The sequence below is a fragment of the Mesorhizobium sp. B3-1-6 genome, assembly GCF_006439555.1.
Lineage (GTDB): Bacteria > Pseudomonadota > Alphaproteobacteria > Rhizobiales > Rhizobiaceae > Mesorhizobium.
The window spans coordinates 24,885-42,490 of record NZ_VFTM01000007.1; the positions used below are offsets into that span (position 1 = coordinate 24,885).

General features: G+C 61.5%; 13 protein-coding genes. 7 read left to right on the plus strand and 6 right to left on the minus strand.

The window, feature by feature from the left end; translation table 11 throughout:
* The first annotated feature begins 16 nt into the window (after positions 1-16).
* A complete protein-coding gene (locus tag FJ414_RS08450) occupies positions 17-3,733 on the plus strand; it encodes a glycosyltransferase (protein ID WP_140643371.1) in 3,717 nt (1,238 codons plus the stop codon).
* A gap of 71 nt (positions 3,734-3,804) precedes the next feature.
* Here FJ414_RS08450 and FJ414_RS08455 read toward each other — a convergent pair whose 3' ends face one another.
* Positions 3,805-4,428: a class I SAM-dependent methyltransferase gene (locus FJ414_RS08455; protein ID WP_181181566.1), complete on the minus strand. Its 624-nt coding sequence runs from the start codon at positions 4,426-4,428 to the stop codon at positions 3,805-3,807.
* Positions 4,429-4,766: 338 nt separating this feature from the next.
* Here FJ414_RS08455 and FJ414_RS08460 point away from each other — a divergent pair, with 338 nt between their 5' ends.
* The 3 genes from FJ414_RS08460 (at position 4,767) to FJ414_RS08470 (ending at position 8,405) form a co-directional block, all read left to right on the plus strand.
* Complete coding sequence (locus tag FJ414_RS08460) at positions 4,767-6,803, plus strand: nucleoside-diphosphate sugar epimerase/dehydratase (RefSeq protein WP_181181567.1); 2,037 nt, start codon at positions 4,767-4,769, stop codon at positions 6,801-6,803.
* A 156-nt stretch (positions 6,804-6,959) separates the two neighbouring features.
* Positions 6,960-7,871, plus strand: coding sequence for a glycosyltransferase family 2 protein (locus FJ414_RS08465; RefSeq protein WP_246672341.1), 912 nt, complete (start codon positions 6,960-6,962; stop codon positions 7,869-7,871).
* A 3-nt stretch (positions 7,872-7,874) separates the two neighbouring features.
* On the plus strand, positions 7,875-8,405 hold the full coding sequence (locus tag FJ414_RS08470) for a sugar transferase (RefSeq protein WP_140643379.1): 531 nt from the start codon (positions 7,875-7,877) through the stop codon (positions 8,403-8,405).
* A 19-nt stretch (positions 8,406-8,424) separates the two neighbouring features.
* Here the strand turns inward: FJ414_RS08470 and FJ414_RS08475 are convergent, their stop codons facing one another.
* Positions 8,425-9,396 (minus strand): NAD-dependent epimerase/dehydratase family protein, encoded by a 972-nt coding sequence (locus FJ414_RS08475; protein ID WP_140643381.1) that lies wholly within the window; start codon positions 9,394-9,396, stop codon positions 8,425-8,427.
* Entirely contained in the window at positions 9,393-10,685 is a 1,293-nt protein-coding gene (locus FJ414_RS08480; RefSeq protein WP_140643384.1) for an O-antigen ligase family protein, read from the minus strand. Before FJ414_RS08480 ends, FJ414_RS08475 begins: the two co-directional genes overlap by 4 nt.
* A 455-nt stretch (positions 10,686-11,140) precedes the next feature.
* Between FJ414_RS08480 and cysD the strand changes: the two genes are divergently transcribed.
* The 3 genes from cysD to cysQ are packed head-to-tail and all read left to right on the plus strand — an operon-like array spanning position 11,141 to position 14,779.
* Positions 11,141-12,046: a sulfate adenylyltransferase subunit CysD gene (gene cysD, locus FJ414_RS08485; protein ID WP_246672342.1), complete on the plus strand. Its 906-nt coding sequence runs from the start codon at positions 11,141-11,143 to the stop codon at positions 12,044-12,046.
* Positions 12,047-12,048: 2 nt separating this feature from the next.
* A complete protein-coding gene (gene cysN, locus FJ414_RS08490) occupies positions 12,049-13,986 on the plus strand; it encodes a sulfate adenylyltransferase subunit CysN (RefSeq protein ID WP_181181568.1) in 1,938 nt (645 codons plus the stop codon).
* A gap of 10 nt (positions 13,987-13,996) precedes the next feature.
* Positions 13,997-14,779 (plus strand): 3'(2'),5'-bisphosphate nucleotidase CysQ, encoded by a 783-nt coding sequence (gene cysQ, locus FJ414_RS08495; protein WP_181181572.1) that lies wholly within the window; start codon positions 13,997-13,999, stop codon positions 14,777-14,779.
* A gap of 64 nt (positions 14,780-14,843) precedes the next feature.
* Here cysQ and FJ414_RS08500 read toward each other — a convergent pair whose 3' ends face one another.
* From FJ414_RS08500 to FJ414_RS08510, 3 genes are all read right to left on the minus strand, one after another.
* A complete protein-coding gene (locus tag FJ414_RS08500) occupies positions 14,844-15,986 on the minus strand; it encodes a DegT/DnrJ/EryC1/StrS aminotransferase family protein (RefSeq protein WP_140643391.1) in 1,143 nt (380 codons plus the stop codon).
* 252 nt (positions 15,987-16,238) lie between these two features.
* Positions 16,239-17,162: a carbohydrate kinase gene (locus FJ414_RS08505; protein WP_140643393.1), complete on the minus strand. Its 924-nt coding sequence runs from the start codon at positions 17,160-17,162 to the stop codon at positions 16,239-16,241.
* On the minus strand, positions 17,159-17,605 hold the full coding sequence (locus FJ414_RS08510; protein WP_140643395.1) for an RbsD/FucU domain-containing protein: 447 nt from the start codon (positions 17,603-17,605) through the stop codon (positions 17,159-17,161). Before FJ414_RS08510 ends, FJ414_RS08505 begins: the two co-directional genes overlap by 4 nt.
* Between the last annotated feature and the right edge of the window lies 1 nt (position 17,606).

The following is a 17,606-nucleotide window of genomic DNA, read 5'->3' on the forward strand; positions in this document are numbered from 1 at the left end:
TTGCGAGGAAATTAGCATGAAGTTTGGCGACTGCGGGCACGATCTGTCTATAAGGCGCTTAGAGAAAGGAAGATCGGAGCCGAAGGTGACGGTTATTCTTCCCACATTTGCGCGCGCGGACGGACCTCTGCAGCTATCGATTGAGAGTGTCCTTTCGCAGAGTTATGGTGACTTCGAACTCATTGTTGTCGATGATGGTTCGCGCGATGGAACCGCTGATATATTGAATGAATATTATTCAGCTGACACTCGAGTCGTCATCCACTCTTATAAATATAACAGCGGCCTTCCAGCTTTACGTGTGAATCAGGCTGCGCTTCACGGTCGTGGCAAGTACATCGCCTACCAATTTGACGATGATCTTTGGACGGAAGACAGCTTGAAGGTTCGCATGGCATGGCTCGAGCGCCAGTCCGTACCAAGCGTCGTCTATGGAAGTTGCGACGCCTATCGCGCGACGGAAGAGGGCGAGGTCTTCCTGCGTGTACTCGGGCAGGAGTTCAACTATGCCCTTCTCCTGCAAGGCAATTATATCGCGAACAACTCAGTGATTCACCATGCCGCTCTTTTCGAGAAGCACGGCATGTACGATCCTCACGTGGTGGCCAGGCGATATTCGGACTACGATCTTTGGCTGCGCTTCGGACGGAGCGCGCCATTCCAATGGATAGATACGACGTGTTCGGTTGTTCGCGCTAACATGGTGAACTCGCTTGGTCGCGATATACGGGCAGATTTTACCCGCACCTCAAAATACCTGCAAATTGATCGGGATAGAAAGCTAAGCCCTAACAATATTTCTCATTATGATCTGATTTCAGCGGAAAGTTGGCGGAATAGGTTCTCGGATAGAGAGATAAGGGAATATTATAGAGAGGAGGCGTTACCCTTCATATCTAAGTTCAATGACTATTGTAGTCCCACAGAAATGGCTGTTGCGGCATCTGGAGCAATGCAGCACAGGCGCGTCTTGGTGTCGAAGCCGGACTACAGCACGTCTGTTGATGTAACCATACGCAATTTCGAGCGGCTTGAGGGTCAGCGGGGCTTTACTAGTACCTTCGTTAGGGAACGAGATATCTCTTCCTTCGACACGTCGGATACAGACATCGCCATTCTATACCGCACTGTGGGTCCGGCAGAAAAGTTGGTGACGGGCACTGAGCGAAAAGAAATCCCCTGCGCCTACCTTATGGATGACAATATGCTTCGCTTCCATGAAGTGGGGCCGGAACATTCCTCTATCGCGCCTGGAACACCAGCATATCGCAGCATAGTGGCGCAGGTAACCGCTTCTGATGCCGTTATTGGATATAGCGATCAAATTATCGACGATTTCAAAACGTATAATTTGCATGCAATTAGGTTAAATGCGAATATCCAGCGTCGCTACATAAAGCCGCGTTTTTACAAACGTAATGAGAAGATTCGGATTGCGATATTTAGCAATAAATTCCGCGCGCCGGTTATTAGAAAAATATGGCCAGGGCTTCAACGCATTGCATCGGAATACCAAGACAAGGTTGAATTTCATTTCTGGGGAATTGATCCAGGTGATTTTCCGACACTGAAATGCGATGTTTATTTCAGGCCTTTCACGCATTCTTACGAGCGATATCTGGATGAGTTGAGCAGCACGTATTTTGATCTTTCACTCACGCCTCTCGAGGGTGAGACACGTGCAGATCAAAGCAAGAGTCCTATCAAACTGCTGGAGTCGGTCGCGGCCGGTGCAGTTAGCGTGATGAGTGACGTGCCACCCTATAGCGGCCTACCTGATTCGGTTTGTGTCAAAGTACGCAATCGGCCGGAGGATTGGGCCGACGCGATTGAAGGTCTGCTCACACTCAAGGCGGAGCAACGCGACGAAATCTTGGAACGGGCACGGGCATTAGTCGAAAATGTCTATACTGCGGAGGTGCAATATTACGATGTTTATGGTGCGCTCGCTGCGACGGGGCTTCATGCGCGTTTGAAGAATAAGGCAATTCTATACGCATTTCACGAAGCCGCCCTGGGAGGAGCAACACTTCATTTGCTACGGCATGTACGGCTTGCGGCGTCATTCGGCTTCGCGGTTGTTGGTTTGGTTCGGCGGGATGATAGGTTTGGGGTAGAGTTTGCTCGTCGTTGGCGCGAAGCAGCGAAAAATGCACCTTTGTTGGAGGAAGATTGGCCTCACGGAGCGAATAGAGTCGATGAATCTAAGGCACGGTCACTAGATGTGACCGATACGGAGGTCGCTCTACGCATCGGGGAAAAACTAGCCGATTTGAATGTTGGGCTTGTTCATTTTGCTACATGGCAGCCAACTATGACGGCACTCGGGTCGGTACTTGGCGTTCCAGTTGTCGCCAGCGTGCACCAATATTACGAAGGGGCCAACACACGGGCCTTCGCCCATGCAATTCATTGTTCCTCGTCAACCCATGGTGAGCGATGGAAGAAGGCGTCTGGGGTTCCCGTACGGCGCATTGTCTGTCCGGTTGACAGCGTCTTTTTCTCGCTTTTCCAGGACCGTGAGTCTCGGAATTTTGCTATGCAAGGTCCGTTGCAGATAGTCGTCTCCGGCACGCTCCAGCCTCGCAAGAATCAACTCGCTGCCATTAAGGCGGCTCTTCTTCTGCGGAAGGCCGGGCACGACGTTACGGTTCATGTGATCGGTTACGATAACCTCCGTCCCGATTACGCTAAGGTATGTCGCGATTATGTGGTGGAGCAAGGTCTAGAAAACCATGTAATTTTTCATGGTTTCGTTTCCGATCCGGAACGCTTCTACGCTAGCTGCGACTTGTTGCTTATTTCCGCACTAGACGAATCCATGCCGCAGACGATGCTTCAAGCTATGGCGTCCGGTTTGGCTGTTGTGTCACCTAACGTTGGCGGTGTGTCCGAATTGATAAAGCATCGCTATAGCGGTTTGATAACAAAGAATACGTCATCCGAAGAACTGGCGAACGCAATCAAGGAGTTTCTTGGGTATTCAACTGTACGGCGGGCGGAGATGTTGCGCACTGCCTACCGGACGATATCTATCCTTGGACGCTCGAGCTATGTCCGCGCGGAATTGATGGACCTCTATTCCGACGCCTTCAAAAGATTGGAGCCCACGAAGTCCATCAACATGGTTACCGACATCTCGGAAGTTCGGCCAGACCTGCTCCGCGAGAGATTTGAACCCGGTGTGGCTTCCACAATTGCCAGGCTCCATTCGGAGGTGGAGGCGCAGCATTTCTCGCGCCCACTCAGGCTTGCGAGAGCCGTCACCTGGCGGTCGAGCGAAGTGTGGGGTTCGATTTCCTCCGTATTCGCGCCGCTTGAGTTGTTCAGCCACCGGCACTTCGGTCGGACGCGACGTGATGAACTGCGGCTGAGCGAGAGTCTATCAGACATATCCTATAGAGAGTATACCGTGCATTTCGCACTTCCCTCCCTGGAGGCAATCCATCTTGGCGTCGTGCCGCTTGCTACGACGTCAGTCGGGTTTATTGGCGTAGAAATCGTGTCAAACAAAGACAAAATTCTGGGCGCCACGACACGCTCCCTCGCGGGCCTTGAAGCAGATCTTCCAGCGAAATTTTCACTGAAGACACCTGTCAACGATCTTCAGGCGGGCTGGCGGCTCAGAGTATTCGTGCGGGAAGCGGACGTACCGGTCACCATCTATGAAGTAGTGCGGCCAACGGTGCTGCGCGGCGCGCCAAAGCGTTTCCCTTTTTCCAAGTTCGAGTAGTCGGCCAGGGGTGCCGCGTCCTAACAAGGCAGAAATGTCGATTAACTTGAGGCCGTTATTCGCAAAAGTTGTCAGGAAGGGCGCGTAACAATATAGGCCTGCCCTCCTGAGCGGAGGCTAACGGATTTAATGTCGTTTAGGTTCTCACCCCCTCTGCTGCGGATAATTTTCCGAATGAAGGCATCTGGATACCGCCGGTGTAAAAACTGAACGTCGCCAATGGTTTCGTAATTTTCCACTACCTCCTGACCCTCGCTCGGCCAAGTAGTAAAGATGCATGTTTTACGTGAGACACGAAGCAATTCGGCCACGAACTGCTCTATCTCGGGAATATGCCCGAGCACCTCGAAGCACAGGACCACGTCGAATTCCTGATCTTTGAAAACAAGCCCATAGCCGTCTCCGAAATGAAATTCGCCCTCGGGGAAATTTCTTCTCGCTATATCCAGCATTTTCAAAGACGAGTCGACGCCCATATAGCTGGCACCAGTTGGTAGATGCCTTACTAGCTTTTGGTGGATAAGGCCCGTTCCGCAGCCGACTTCCAAAATGGACGGTGCTGTAGCAGGAAAATGACCTAATACTATATCGACTAGCTCTTGGCGATGAGCGTCTTCAATTGGCGAGTTCTGCCAGATTGAATGAATCTCATTTGCGATTTCACCAACATCCCAGTTTTCCCAGTCTCGGCTCACTGATAACTTCCTCTGATTTCGAATGTCGGATCGGCAATTCGTAGGAGCATCCATCTAACCAGTAATCTGGGAAACATCAGGGCGGTAGCTTCCTACTAAGGCAATCGATGAACGCGGCAGTCTTCACTTTGACGTGAACTTCAAAAGTATCAGCTCGCTAGGTCCGCCGCAGCTGGCCATTGATTCATTCCAAAAAACCTCTAGCTCTCCCGCACTCTCCGCGCTAAGGCGATAACCGGGCGACGGGGTCGGGGATTTGCAATCTGAAGTGGCGGTGGACGATGTTCTGTCCAGGGCCGTTCTGATAGCATCCCCACGCCTGGAGCCAGTACTGCCCAATGACCGCATACGTAGAAGCCGTATCGGAACTCCGACCGAGGATGCGGCGCGCCATCATCATGGTCCAGGACCTCGTCATGGTCCTGGTCGCGGTTGCGCTTAGCCTCATCCTGTCGCAGTCGCGGCTTTCCTTCGACGCGTTCTCTTCCGGCGGGCTGGCGTGCTGGGCGCTCATCGTGCTCATCGCCCATCTGCTGTTCCGCACTTGCGGTCTCTACAACACCGTCTGGCGCTTTGCCTCCACGCCCGACTTCTTCAACATCCTGAAGGGCTGCGGCAGCCTGACGGTGGTCCTCTATCTGGCCTCGCTTGCCTTCCGCTTCTTCTTCCAGCCGGTCGCCGGCCTCAACGAGCGCCAGTTCATCGTCTTCTTCCTGGTCTCCTTCACCATCATTTCGGCGCCCAGGCTCTATTATCGCTTCCTGCGCGACGGCGCGAGCTGGCGCATCCTGCGCCGCGCCGCCGGCGATGCCTCGACCAAGCAGGCGCTGTTCATCGGCCGGCTGAGCGAGGCGGACCTGATCGTCCGCTTCACCCGCACGGCCATGCCTGCCGAATACGCCATCGCCGGCATCATGGCCACCGAGAGCGACGCGCCGCTCGGCACGCGGATCCAGGGCGTTCCGGTCGTGGCGCTGCGGCCGCGCCTGGTCGAGGTGCTGGAGGAATATGTCAAGGGCACGGAAAACCTCGACCTCCTGATCTTCGGCCAGGGGGTCGAGCGCGAGATCGAGGACTATGCCGAGCTGGTGCGCATCGCCCGCCACAGCGGCATCGCCGTCGTCCAGTTTTCCGGCCTGTCGGAACTGGGGCAGGGCGGCAAGCTGGTTCTCGATGCCGTCGAGATGGCGACCATCATGCGCCGTTCGGCGGTAGCCACCGACATCACGCGCATCGGCGCCTTCGTCGGCGGCAAGCGCGTGATGGTCACCGGCGGCGCCGGCTCCATCGGCCGCGTGCTGGTCAAGCGCGCGCTGGAACTGGGCGCCGAGGCGGTGCTGGTGGCCGACAATTCCGAGTTCGGCATCTTCCAGCTCGATCAGCAGACCGACGACGGCGAACGCGACCGGCTGACCAGCCGCATCGTCGACGTCACCGACCGGCCTCACATGACGCGCCTCGTCAGCGAGTTCAAACCCGCGATCATCTTTCACGCCGCGGCGCTGAAGCACGTGCCGCTGCTCGAGGAGAACTGGGAAGCGGCGATCGAGACGAATGTCTTCGGCACGCTCGCCTGCGCCGAGATCGCCGCCGAATGCGGGGTGCCGCAGTTCCTGCTGATTTCCAGCGACAAGGCCGTCGACCCGACTTCGGTGCTGGGCGTCACCAAGCGGGCGGCCGAACAGGTCGTCTCCTCGCTGCATGAAGCCCAGGCGGCCTCGCGGCCGCTGCGTGCCGGCGCGGCAAATGGCCACCATGCCGGCGCCCCCGATCTGCGTCACTCGGGCACGAAATTCATCGCCGTGCGCTTCGGCAACGTCTTCGGCTCCAACGGCTCGGTGGCGACCATCTTCCAGGCGCAGATCGAGGCCGGCGGGCCGGTCACCATCACCGACCGGCGCATGACCCGCTATTTCATGACCGTGGCCGAGGCCGTCGACCTCGTCATCATGTCGGCCGCCGATGCCGAGCAGCGCCGGGGCGCGGATGACTACGCCATCTACATGCTCGACATGGGCAAGCCCGTGCCGATCCTCGAAGTCGCCGAAACCATGATCCGCATGGCCGGCAAAAGCCCCTATACCGACATTCCGATCCGCTTCACCGGCATCAGGCCGGGCGAGAAGCTGCACGAGACGCTGCATGCCGAGAACGAGGAGGTGGTCAAGCTCGACACCGCCAAGATCTTCGGCCTCAGGACCAGCGTCATCGAATGGCCGAAGATCGAGGCGGCCCTGCCGGCGTTGGTGGCCGCGATGCACGATCGCGACAAGGCCGCCGCGCTTGCCATCCTGGCAGGGCTCTACGGGGTGGAAGAAGCTGTTGGCGGCGCGCGTGAAGATGCGTCGCCGAAAACGGCCGGACAGGTCGGTTAACATGTCTCCCGAAAGTGGAAACCGGTTTCGGGATAAAGACATGCGTAAAATCAAAACTTTTAGACCTGTGCCGTACGCCAGCAATTGTCCATTGAAACCTGTTCAAGCACCCTTCGGGCAAGTGATTTCAGAGCCGTGACCAGAAGAGATCAGCGCGTGGCCGTTCTCATGGGCACGAAGGATGGCGCGGCCTATATCGGCGAACAATTGCAATCCTTGGCTACGCAATCCTGGCCGCTCGTCGATCTCTGGGTCTCCGACGACGGCTCGTCGGACGCCACAACCGCAATCGTCGAAACGTGGCGATCCCGCTGGACCAAGGGGTCCCTCACCCTTTTGCAAGGCCCGCAAAGGGGCTTCGCCGCCAATTTCCGCTCGATGATCATCGATCCGTGCATCGATGCCGATTTCTACGCCTTTTGCGACCAGGACGACGTCTGGGAGCCGGACCGGCTGGAGAGCGCAATCCGCTGGATGGAGGGAGAGGACATCGAAACGCCGCTCCTGTTCTGCTCGCGCACGGCGACCATTTCGCAGACCGGCGTGCCGGCCGGCTATTCGCCGCTGTTTCGTCGCCCGCCGTCCTTCCGCAATGCGCTGGTGCAGAGCATCGCGGGCGGCAACACCATGCTCTTCAACCGCGCGGCGCGTCAGCTTCTGGCGAAAGCATCGGCGAGAACCGAGTTCGTCAGCCATGACTGGTGGGCCTATCTCATCGTCACCGCCGCCGGCGGCAAGGTCCGCTACGAGCCGCGGCCGCTGGTTAGATACCGCCAGCACGCGGCAAATCTCGTCGGCGCCAACGTCTCGTGGGGGGCGAGGTTTTCAAGACTGGGACGTCTGTTCAAGGGCCAGTTCGCCACCTGGACGGACAGCAATCTGCGCGGCCTCGCCGTCAACCGCGACCTCATCGCGCGCGACACCGCGCTTTGCCTTCGCCTGTTCATCAGGGCGCGCAAAGGCAGTGTCTTCAAGCGCTTCGGCCTGCTCGGCAAAAGCGGCGTCTACCGGCAGACATTCATGGGCACGCTCGGGCTCTACATCGCTTTCCTTTGGCGACGGATCTGAGCGATGACCGCGAAGCGCGTGCTTGACCTCGCGGTCGCCGTTCCGATGCTGGTGGCGGCGGCTCCCGTCCTGCTTGTCGCGATGCTGGCAATCAGCGCGACGTCGCCCGGTCCGGCCATCTTCTCGCAGATCCGCGTCGGCCGGGGAGGAGCCCTCTTTGCCTGCCGCAAATTGCGCACGATGTATCGCGCAACGCCTTCCTTGCCCACGCACGAAGCGCCGGCCGGTTCGGTCACCGCGGTCGGCAAGGTGCTGCGGGCAACCAAGATCGACGAATTGCCGCAGCTCTGGAACGTGCTCAAGGGCGAGATGAGCCTTGTCGGCCCTCGTCCATGCCTGCCGACGCAGGCGGAACTGATCGAACGGCGCAGGGAACTGGGCGTGCTCACCGCACTTCCAGGCATCACAGGGCTCGCGCAGATCAAGGGGATCGACATGTCCGATGCAAAACTTTGCGCGGAAACCGACGCGGCCTACATCAAGGCCGCCTCGACCAGCCTGGACCTCAAGATATTGCTGGCTACGTTCTTTTGAGGCGCTCCCGGAAGGAAAGCTACGGCGAAGGCGCCGAGCCTGGCCGCTTTCCGGAATCGTTCTGACCGGCCTGCCGCGCCAGTTCCTCAAGCCGGCCGAGCGTGTCGGTTTCCGGCATCCAGCCCTCCGAGGCCAGCAGGGACGGGTCACAGATCTGCGTCGCCATCAAGGCTTGCCATGGCGCCTGCCGGCCAAGCAGCGTGGCCAGCAGGCGCAGCGGCAAGGCCGGCATGGGGAAAAGCCGGGCCGGCCGGCCGTATCCGCGCCGGAACGCGGTGATGATTTCGGACATCGCAACCGGCGAAGCATCGCTGAGCACATAGATCGGGTGCGGCGGCGTGGGACGGGTCAGAAGATGCATCACGGCGCCGGCCACGGCGTCTTGCGAGACGAGCGAGCGAACCGCCGTCAGGGCGGCTTCTGGCAGCGGCAGGCCATTGGCAGCGAGGCGCGTCAGCCCGCGCAGATTTCCCTTCATGCCTTCGCCATAGACGGGCGGCAGCCGCAGCGCCGTCGCCCCGGCGCGCCCTGCCGCTGCGAAAGCCTCCTGCGTTTTGATCTCACCTTCGCGCTTGGAACGCCCATAGGCGTCTTGCGGGGCAGGGGGCGTGGCCTCGTCGATGGTGCCGCTGAAACCGGCGCCCACCACGGCGCGGATCGAGGAAAGATAGATGAAGCGCCCGGCGGTGCGCATGGCCGCCGCCTGGGCGAGCCGTCCGGTCAGCATCGCATTGACGGCCTGGAAGTCGGCCTCGCCGGCGCGGCGGTCATTGTTGAGCGCCGCACAGTGGACGACATGCGTCACCTCGCGCATCAGCTCCAGGAAGGCTTCGTCCGGCGCATCGGCGCTGGGCAGCGCTACGGCATCGTCCGCGCCCGCCAGTTGCTGCGGCTGGCGAGAGGCGATCCGTATGCCGAATCCGGCCTCACGCAACCGGCTGACGACCCGGCGTCCAATGAAGCCTGTCGCGCCGGTGACCAGGACCTTCATGGTTGCAGGCTGGCGTCCGGCGCCGCCGCAGGCGCGCTTCTCCCGGTTGGCGCTGCCGTCCGTCCGGATGCAAGGTAGGTACCCGAGATCAGGAACACCATCAGCGTCGCGTCGAGGATGTCGTGACCGACCAGGATGCCGGCCATTCCGCCGGTGAGATAGGTGATGACCGCGACAAGGACGATCGTCGCGCCGAACCGCTCCACCGGATCGACGCTGAGGCGCAACGTCCGTGCCGCGTTCCAGGCGGCGACGACGAAAATCGACGCCAGGGCCAGCGCCCCCAGCAGACCGGCCTCGACCAGCGCGGTCAGGAAGCCATTGTGAAAATGGCTGAAACCCGCGCTTAGGCCGAACTGCTCGTGAAAACCCTGCTTCATCAGCGCCCGGCTCGCCGAGATGCCATGGCCGAAAATCGGCATGTCGCGAAACGCGGCAAAGCCGATTTCCCACATCGCCACGCGCAGGCCGAGCGCCGTCGAATGGTCACCATTGGCGTTCAGCGCATCCCAGTCGCTGACCAGGAAGTCGGTTCTATCCAGCACGGCGCGGGAGCCGATGGCGGCGATCACAAGGGCGACCACGACGCCGATCGCCACGAAGCGTGCCAGGCTGGCGCCGGTGAACCGGCGACGGTTGATGAGAAGCACGACGATGCTGGCGATCGGCACGGCCACCCAGATCATGCGCGATCCCGAATAGACAATCGCAATGGCTCCGGCGACCGCCGCCAGGACCAGCAGCTTCCAGCGTTTCTCGATGCCCGACAGCGCGCCGGCAAGGCATGTCATGACGGCAAGGCAGGTAACGGTTGCGAAGACGATCGGATTGCCGGCGCCGCCCTCCGCCCTCACGCCGAGCCGATGATACTGGAACACGGCCATCGCCAGCGCGCCGAAGCAGGCCGCGGTGCTGGCCAGAATGGCGATGCGTGCCAGCGCGCTCTTCTCGGTGATGCTCCAGGTCGAATAGGAGATGGGGAAAAGCAGGAAGGTGATCAGCGGCAGGAAAAACCGTAGATCGGCGGCCAGCGTGCCGTTGACGATCGAAGCCAGAACCATGGCCGCGCAATAGGCATAGATCGCCACCGTCAAGGCGAGCATCGGCCGGTCGATGTTGAAGCGCCGCCGTTTCGCGGCCAGAAGCATCGCGGACCACACGCCACCGGCATTGAAAGCGATGCTGACCAGCGATCCAAGCACCGGCGGCGAGAAAAAGCAGACGATCGAGAAATAGATATTGATCTGGGCGGGCGTGAGGTGGCGCCGGAGCGTTGTAAACGGGTTCAAATGCTTGCTTCGCAATTTTCCAGGTTGCGCCCGGATCCATGGAGCCAGCCAGAGGCCGCCTCGCCGATCTCCGTTTGCCGCGCCTTGCCCGTTCCCCGAGCCCGTATAGCGGCTGGCGCCGCTCCGCGATAGTGCGGTCGACGATGTTGCGGCAGAAATTCCCGATCAGGCCACGATCGGACGGCCTCGGAATTCCCCGGACGCCACGGGCTTTCTCCGCTTCCGCGTTTTCGATGGCTCCGGCAGGATTTTCCGCTTTGCCGGCCGCGCTTGGAAAATTCGTTCTCTAATCACCTCGCGCCGCGCGGGTCTTGCATTGTTATCGGCGGCGCCGATCTGTTAGAACGCCCGCACGAAACAGTTTGTCTGAAGTGAAATCTGCGCCCGGGGGGCATGGAATTGCGCCTGCGATGCAAGATTTCCGCTCCACGGCACGAAAGAACGCTCGACGCTCCATGAATATCGCGCTCACGCATCTGCAGCGGCTCGAGGCCGAATCCATCCACATCTTCCGCGAGGTCGCGGCATCTTTCTCCAAGCCGGTGATGCTCTATTCGGTCGGCAAGGATTCGTCCGTGCTGATGCATCTGGCGATGAAGGCCTTCTATCCGGCCAAGCCGCCTTTCCCGTTCCTGCATGTCGACACCACCTGGAAGTTCCGCGAGATGATCGCCTTTCGCGATCAGATGGCGCAGAAGCTTGGCTTCGACCTCCTGGTCCACGTCAATGAGGATGGTGTTCGCGAGGGCATCAACCCCTTCGATCATGGCTCCAACACCCACACCCATGTGATGAAGACGGTGGCGTTGCGCCAGGCGCTCGACAAATACGGCTTCGACGCCGCATTCGGCGGCGCCCGCCGCGACGAGGAGAAGTCGCGCGCCAAGGAGCGCATCTTTTCCTTCCGCAACGCCCAGCACGCCTGGGATCCGAAGAACCAGCGGCCGGAAATGTGGAAGATCTTCAACACCCGCATCGCGCCGGGCGAATCGATCCGCGTCTTCCCGCTGTCCAACTGGACCGAGCTCGATATCTGGCAGTACATCCTGCAGGAAAACATCCCGATCGTGCCGCTCTATTTCGCCAAGGAGCGGCCGGTGGTCGAGCGCGACGGCATGCTGATCATGAAGGACGATGACCGCATGCAGCTGCGCCCCGGCGAGGCGGTCGAGAACCGGCTCGTGCGCTTCCGCACGCTGGGATGCTACCCGCTGACCGGCGCGATCGAGTCCGACGCCGACACGCTGGAGGCGATCGTCGGCGAGATGCTGACCGCGCGCACCTCCGAGCGCCAGGGCCGCCTCATCGACCGCGACGAGGCCGGCTCGATGGAAAAGAAGAAGCGCGAGGGTTATTTCTGATAATGCGCCACATCATGGCAAAAAGCCTCGCCCCGACCGATTCGATCCGCGACTACATGGCCGCGCAGGAGAAGAAGTCGCTGCTGCGCTTTCTCACCTGCGGCTCGGTCGACGACGGCAAGTCGACGCTAATCGGCCGTCTGCTCTCCGACACCAAGCAGATCTTCGAGGACCAGCTTGCGGCGCTCGAGAAGGATTCGCGCAAGCACGGCACCACCGGCGACGACATCGACTTCGCGCTGTTGGTGGACGGGCTGGAGGCGGAGCGCGAGCAAGGCATCACCATCGATGTCGCCTATCGCTTCTTCGCCACGCCGAAGCGCAAGTTCATCGTTGCCGACACGCCCGGCCATGAGCAGTATACGCGCAATATGGCGACCGGCGCCTCGACCGCCGATCTGGCAATCGTGCTGATCGACGCGCGCCAGGGCGTGCTGCGCCAGACCAGGCGCCATTCGATCATCGCCTCGCTGCTCGGCATCCGCCACATCGTGCTTGCGGTCAACAAGATCGACCTCGTCGGCTTCGACGAGACCGCGTTCGACCGGATCGTCACCGACTATGGCGAGTTCGCGAAGGAGCTCGGCTTCGTCAGCATCGCGCCGATCCCGATGTCGGCGCGCTTCGGCGACAACGTCACCAGCCGATCGGAGCGCACGCCCTGGTATTCTGGGCCATCGCTGATCGAGCATCTCGAAACCGTGTCGGTCGACGAGGCCGCCGTCGAGTTGCCTTTCCGCTTCCCCGTCCAGTATGTGAACCGCCCGAACCTCGATTTCCGCGGCTTCGCCGGTACCATCGCCTCGGGTGTGGTCTCTGAAGGAGACGAGGTCGTCGTGGCCAAGTCGGGCAAGGCGTCGCGGGTCAAGCGCATCGTCGCGCAGGGCGGCGATCTCGAGCAGGCGGTTGCCGGCCAGGCGGTCACGCTCGTCCTCGAGGACGAAGTGGAGGTGTCGCGCGGCAACCTGCTGGTGTCGCCGGCCGCACGGCCGCAGGTCGCCGATCAGTTTGCCGCCAACATCGTCTGGTTCGACGAGCAGGCGCTGCTGCCCGGCCGCTCCTACGTCCTGCGCACCGAGACCGATCAGGTCAGCGCCACCGTCACCGAGCTCAAATACCGGGTCAACGTCAACGATTTCGCGCATGAGGCGGCGAAGTCGCTCGACATCAACGAGGTCGGCGTCTGCAACCTCTCTACCCGCGCGCCGATCGCCTTCGATCCCTTCGCCGAGAACCGCACCACCGGCGCCTTCATCCTGATCGACCGCATCACCAACGCCACCGTTGGCGCCGGAATGATCCTGCATTCGCTGCGCCGCGCCGAAAACATCCATTGGCAGTCGCTCGACGTCGGCAAGCGCGGCCGCTCCGACCTGAAGAACCAGCGCCCGGCGGTGTTCTGGTTCACCGGCCTTTCCGGCTCCGGCAAGTCGACCATCGCCAATTTGTTCGAGAAGAAGCTGTTCGCGTCCGGCCGCCACACCTACATCCTCGACGGCGACAATGTCCGCCACGGCCTCAACCGCGATCTCGGCTTCACCGACGCCGACCGCGTGGAAAACATCCGTCGCGTCGCCGAGGTGGCCAAGCTGATGGCCGATGCCGGCTTGATCGTCATCGTCTCCTTCATCTCGCCCTTCGCCGCCGAACGGCGCGTGGCGCGCGAGCTGATGGCCGAAGGCGAGTTCGTCGAGGTCTTCGTCGATACGCCGTTCGAGGAATGCGCCCGCCGTGATCCGAAGGGTCTTTACGCGCGCGCCTTGAGCGGCGAGATCAAGAATTTCACCGGCGTGGATTCTCCTTATGAGGCGCCGCAGAATCCGGAAATTCACCTGAAGACTCTCGGCAGGAGCCCGCAGGAGATGGCGGAAGCCCTGGAACACTGGCTGACTGAGCGCGACATTGCCGAGGAGCAGTACGACAATGGCGGCGGTATCTGACGACGAGGCGATGTTGGGCGTCTTCGAGCGCCTGGCGCTCGAAGCCGGGCGCGAGGTGATGCGCGTCTTCCACGAGGGCTGCGCTGTCGACAGCAAGGCCGACTCTTCGCCGGTGACGGAAGCCGACCGCGAAAGCGAGAAGATCATCTTGGCCGGCCTGCGCGCCGCCTATCCGGAAATCCCTTGCGTGGCCGAGGAGGAGGTTGCGGCAGGTGTTTCAACGCCCGACCTCGACGGCGCTTTCTTCCTGATCGATCCGCTCGACGGCACCAAGGAATTCGTCAACCGCCGCACCGATTTCACCGTCAACATCGCGCTGGTCCGCCATGGCGTGCCGGAAGTCGGCGTCGTTTTCGCGCCGTGCACGGGGCGCTTTTTCTCCGGACGACCCGGCAAGGCCGAGGCGCTCGAGGTCGATCCCGACTATCGCGTGGCCGGCCGCCGGCCGATCACGGTGCGGGCAGGCGGCTCGCCGCTCGCCGTCGTCGCCAGCCGCTCCCACAACACGCCAGAGACCGATGCCTTCATCCGCGATCTCGGCGCCGCCGAGATCGTCTCGGTCGGCTCGTCGCTGAAATTCTGCCTGCTCGCCGCGGCGGAAGCCGACGTTTATCCGCGCTTCGGCCGCACCATGGAATGGGATACGGCGGCGGGCGACGCGGTGTTGCGCGCCGCCGGCGGCATGACGCGCACCCTGGACGGCGAGCCGCTCGTCTACGGCAAGCGCAACCAGGCGAGCGACAGCGATTTCGCCAACCCGCATTTCATCGCGACGGGGAAGAGCGCGGCTTAGGGCAGCGTTGCCAATTATCGATGCCGGCGGGACAGAGGGGCGTCCGGCGCCGACCTTTCAGGCTTTAAGCCGCCGCCACATGCGCCGAGTTCGACCCGATATAATTGCGGATCGTCTCGATGATGCGGTCCTGGTCGGCCTCGCTCAAATAGGCGTGCATCGGCAGGCAGAGGATCTGCTTTGGCAATGCCTCCGAGACGGCGAGGCCGGTCGGCGTGCGCGGATAATCCTTGTAGGCCACCTGCTCGTGCAGCGGCTTCACATAATAGATCACCGACGGAATGCCCTTTTCGCCGAGATGGGCCTTGAGCCCGTCGCGTTTCGGCGTCTCGATCGCATACTGCGCCCAGGCCGAGCGGCCATGGCCAAGATTGCGCGACGCCTTGACGATGTCGCCGAGGCCCTTGGCATAGCGGTCGGCGACGACCTGGCGCGCCACCATCTCATCCTCGAGGATGGCGAGCTTTTCGATCAGGATCGCCGCCTGCAGCGTGTCGAGGCGCGAATTGATGCCGACGCGGACATTGTCGTATTGCGTCTCGCCCTTGCCGTGGAAGGCGAACGAGCGGAGCTTGTCGGCCAGCGCGCCGTCATTGGTGAACATGGCGCCGCCGTCGCCATAGCAGCCAAGCGGCTTGGCTGGATAGAAGCTGGTCGAGCCGACATGGCCGAAAGCGCCGCACATCGTGACCTCGGCGGAACCGCCCATCGACTGCGCGGCATCCTCGATCACCAGAAGGTTCTCGCGCTTGGCGATCGCCATGATCGCCTCGTAGTCCGCCGAGAGCCCGAACAGGTCGACGGGGATGATCGCCCTCGGCTTCAGCCTTCCTTCCTTCTTGATCATCTCGATCGCCGCCTCGAGGCTGGCGATATCGATGTTGTAGGTGTCGCGGTCGACGTCGACGAAGACCGGCTCGGCCTTGGCCAGCGCGACGACTTCAGCCGTCGCGGCAAAAGTGAAGCTCGGCACGAACACCGCATCGCCCGGGCCGATGCCGGCGGCAAACAGCGGCAGAAGCAGCGCGTCGGTGCCGTTGGCGCAGGCGACCACATGCTTGACGCCGATATAGGCCGCCAGCTTGTTCTCGAATTCGGTAACCTGCGGGCCGAGGATATAGCGGCCGTCCTCGACGACTTTGTCGATAGCGACCTTCAGCCGGTCGCGGATACGTTCGCGCTGTGCGCCAAGATCGATGAACTGCATGTCGGCCTCAATGCCTGTAAAACCGGCCCGCTGGTAACAGACTTGAACCGGCTGAGAAAGCCGGCGGCGGCCGGCGCAAAATTGCTTATGTGTCGCAGCGTGTTACCGACTTTGCCGGCGCAATGCCTGAAAAAGCCGGAAATCCGAGCTTTGAGAGGCGTTTTCCGGCCTCTCTTATCGCGTCGTTCCACCGATGGGAAACATAAAGTGATCGGCCGCGAAGGGCGGGCTCACGTCCGTCCCCGCGCCGGATCAGGCGATCTCGTGCCGCCATGGCGGGTTGGCGCCGGCCCGCGAAACCGTTACCGCGGCGGCCTTGGCACCGAGTTCCAGCGCCTTGCGGATGGCGTCCTCGGAGAGGCTGCCGATCGCCGCCTTGGTGAGCAGGCCCTGCTCGTGCAGCGAAGCCAGGATGCCGGCATTGAACGTGTCGCCGGCGCCGACCGTGTCGATGACCTTCACCTTCTGCGGCATGACCGTGACCTTGTGCGCCTTGCTGTAGCCGACGGCGCCTTCGCCGCCATGCGTGACGACGATCAGCTGCGGCCCGCGCTCCAGCCAGTTGCGCACCACATCCTCGTGCGAGCCGGCCTCGTCGAACCATTTCAGGTCCTCGTCCGACAATTTCACGATGTCGGCCATCGCCATCATCTCGCGGATGCGTCTGAGATGCTTGGCCTTGTCCGGGATGAAGTTCGGCCGGATGTTGGGGTCGAGCATCATGACGCGGCTTTGGTGCTCGCGTCGCATGAATTCCTCATAGGCCGAGCCCGCCGGCTCAGAGATCAGGCTGATGGCGCCGAACAGCATCGCCTCGATCTCGGCCCCGAGCTTCGGCAGGTCCTCGATGGTCAGCATGCGCCCGGCGGTGTTCTCGTCATAGAAAGTGTAGGTCGCCTGGCCGTTGGTGAGCCGCACGAAGGCGAGCGTGGTCGGACGAGGGGAGGTGTGCGCATAGGTGGAACTCACCTTGCTGGCGCCGAGCGCGTCGCGGAATTGGCCGCCGAACAGGTCGGAGGAGAGGCCGGAAAAGAAGCCTGCCGGGGCGCCGAGCCGGCCGAGCGCGATCGCCGAGTTGAACACCGCGCCGCCGACATAGGGCGCGAAGGCCGCTTCGCCTTCCGTCGTGGTGCGCGGCAGCATGTCGATCAGGGCTTCGCCACAGCAAAGGATCATGTCGTCTCGGTCTCCGGCGGATGGATCACGCCCTTGCGGATGATGATGTTGGCAAAGAGCCTGGGTTCGCTGGTCGCCACGATCGCGTGCGCGGCCTTGACGCGTGCATAGAAGTCGGGCCCGGCCAGCGCAACCACCTTGTGGCCCGGCGCGCGCCTGGCGCAGACCGCTTCCATCTCGCGATGCACGGGGTCGGCGAGCGCCGGGTCGCCCTGCACCGAGGCCCGGAACAAAGCCTCCGGCACCGCCTCGTCCACCGGCAGCACGCTGAGCACGGCGTCGAGGACGGCTATGACGTGGTGGCCGTCCGCGCGGATCAGCCGCCGCGCCTGTTCCTCGGCCGGATAGTTGCCGTCGACGATCGCGATCTCGTCGCCATGGCCCATTGCCCTGAGCGTCGCCAGGAACTGAGGCCCGAGCAGCGACGGGATGCCGATCAGCATG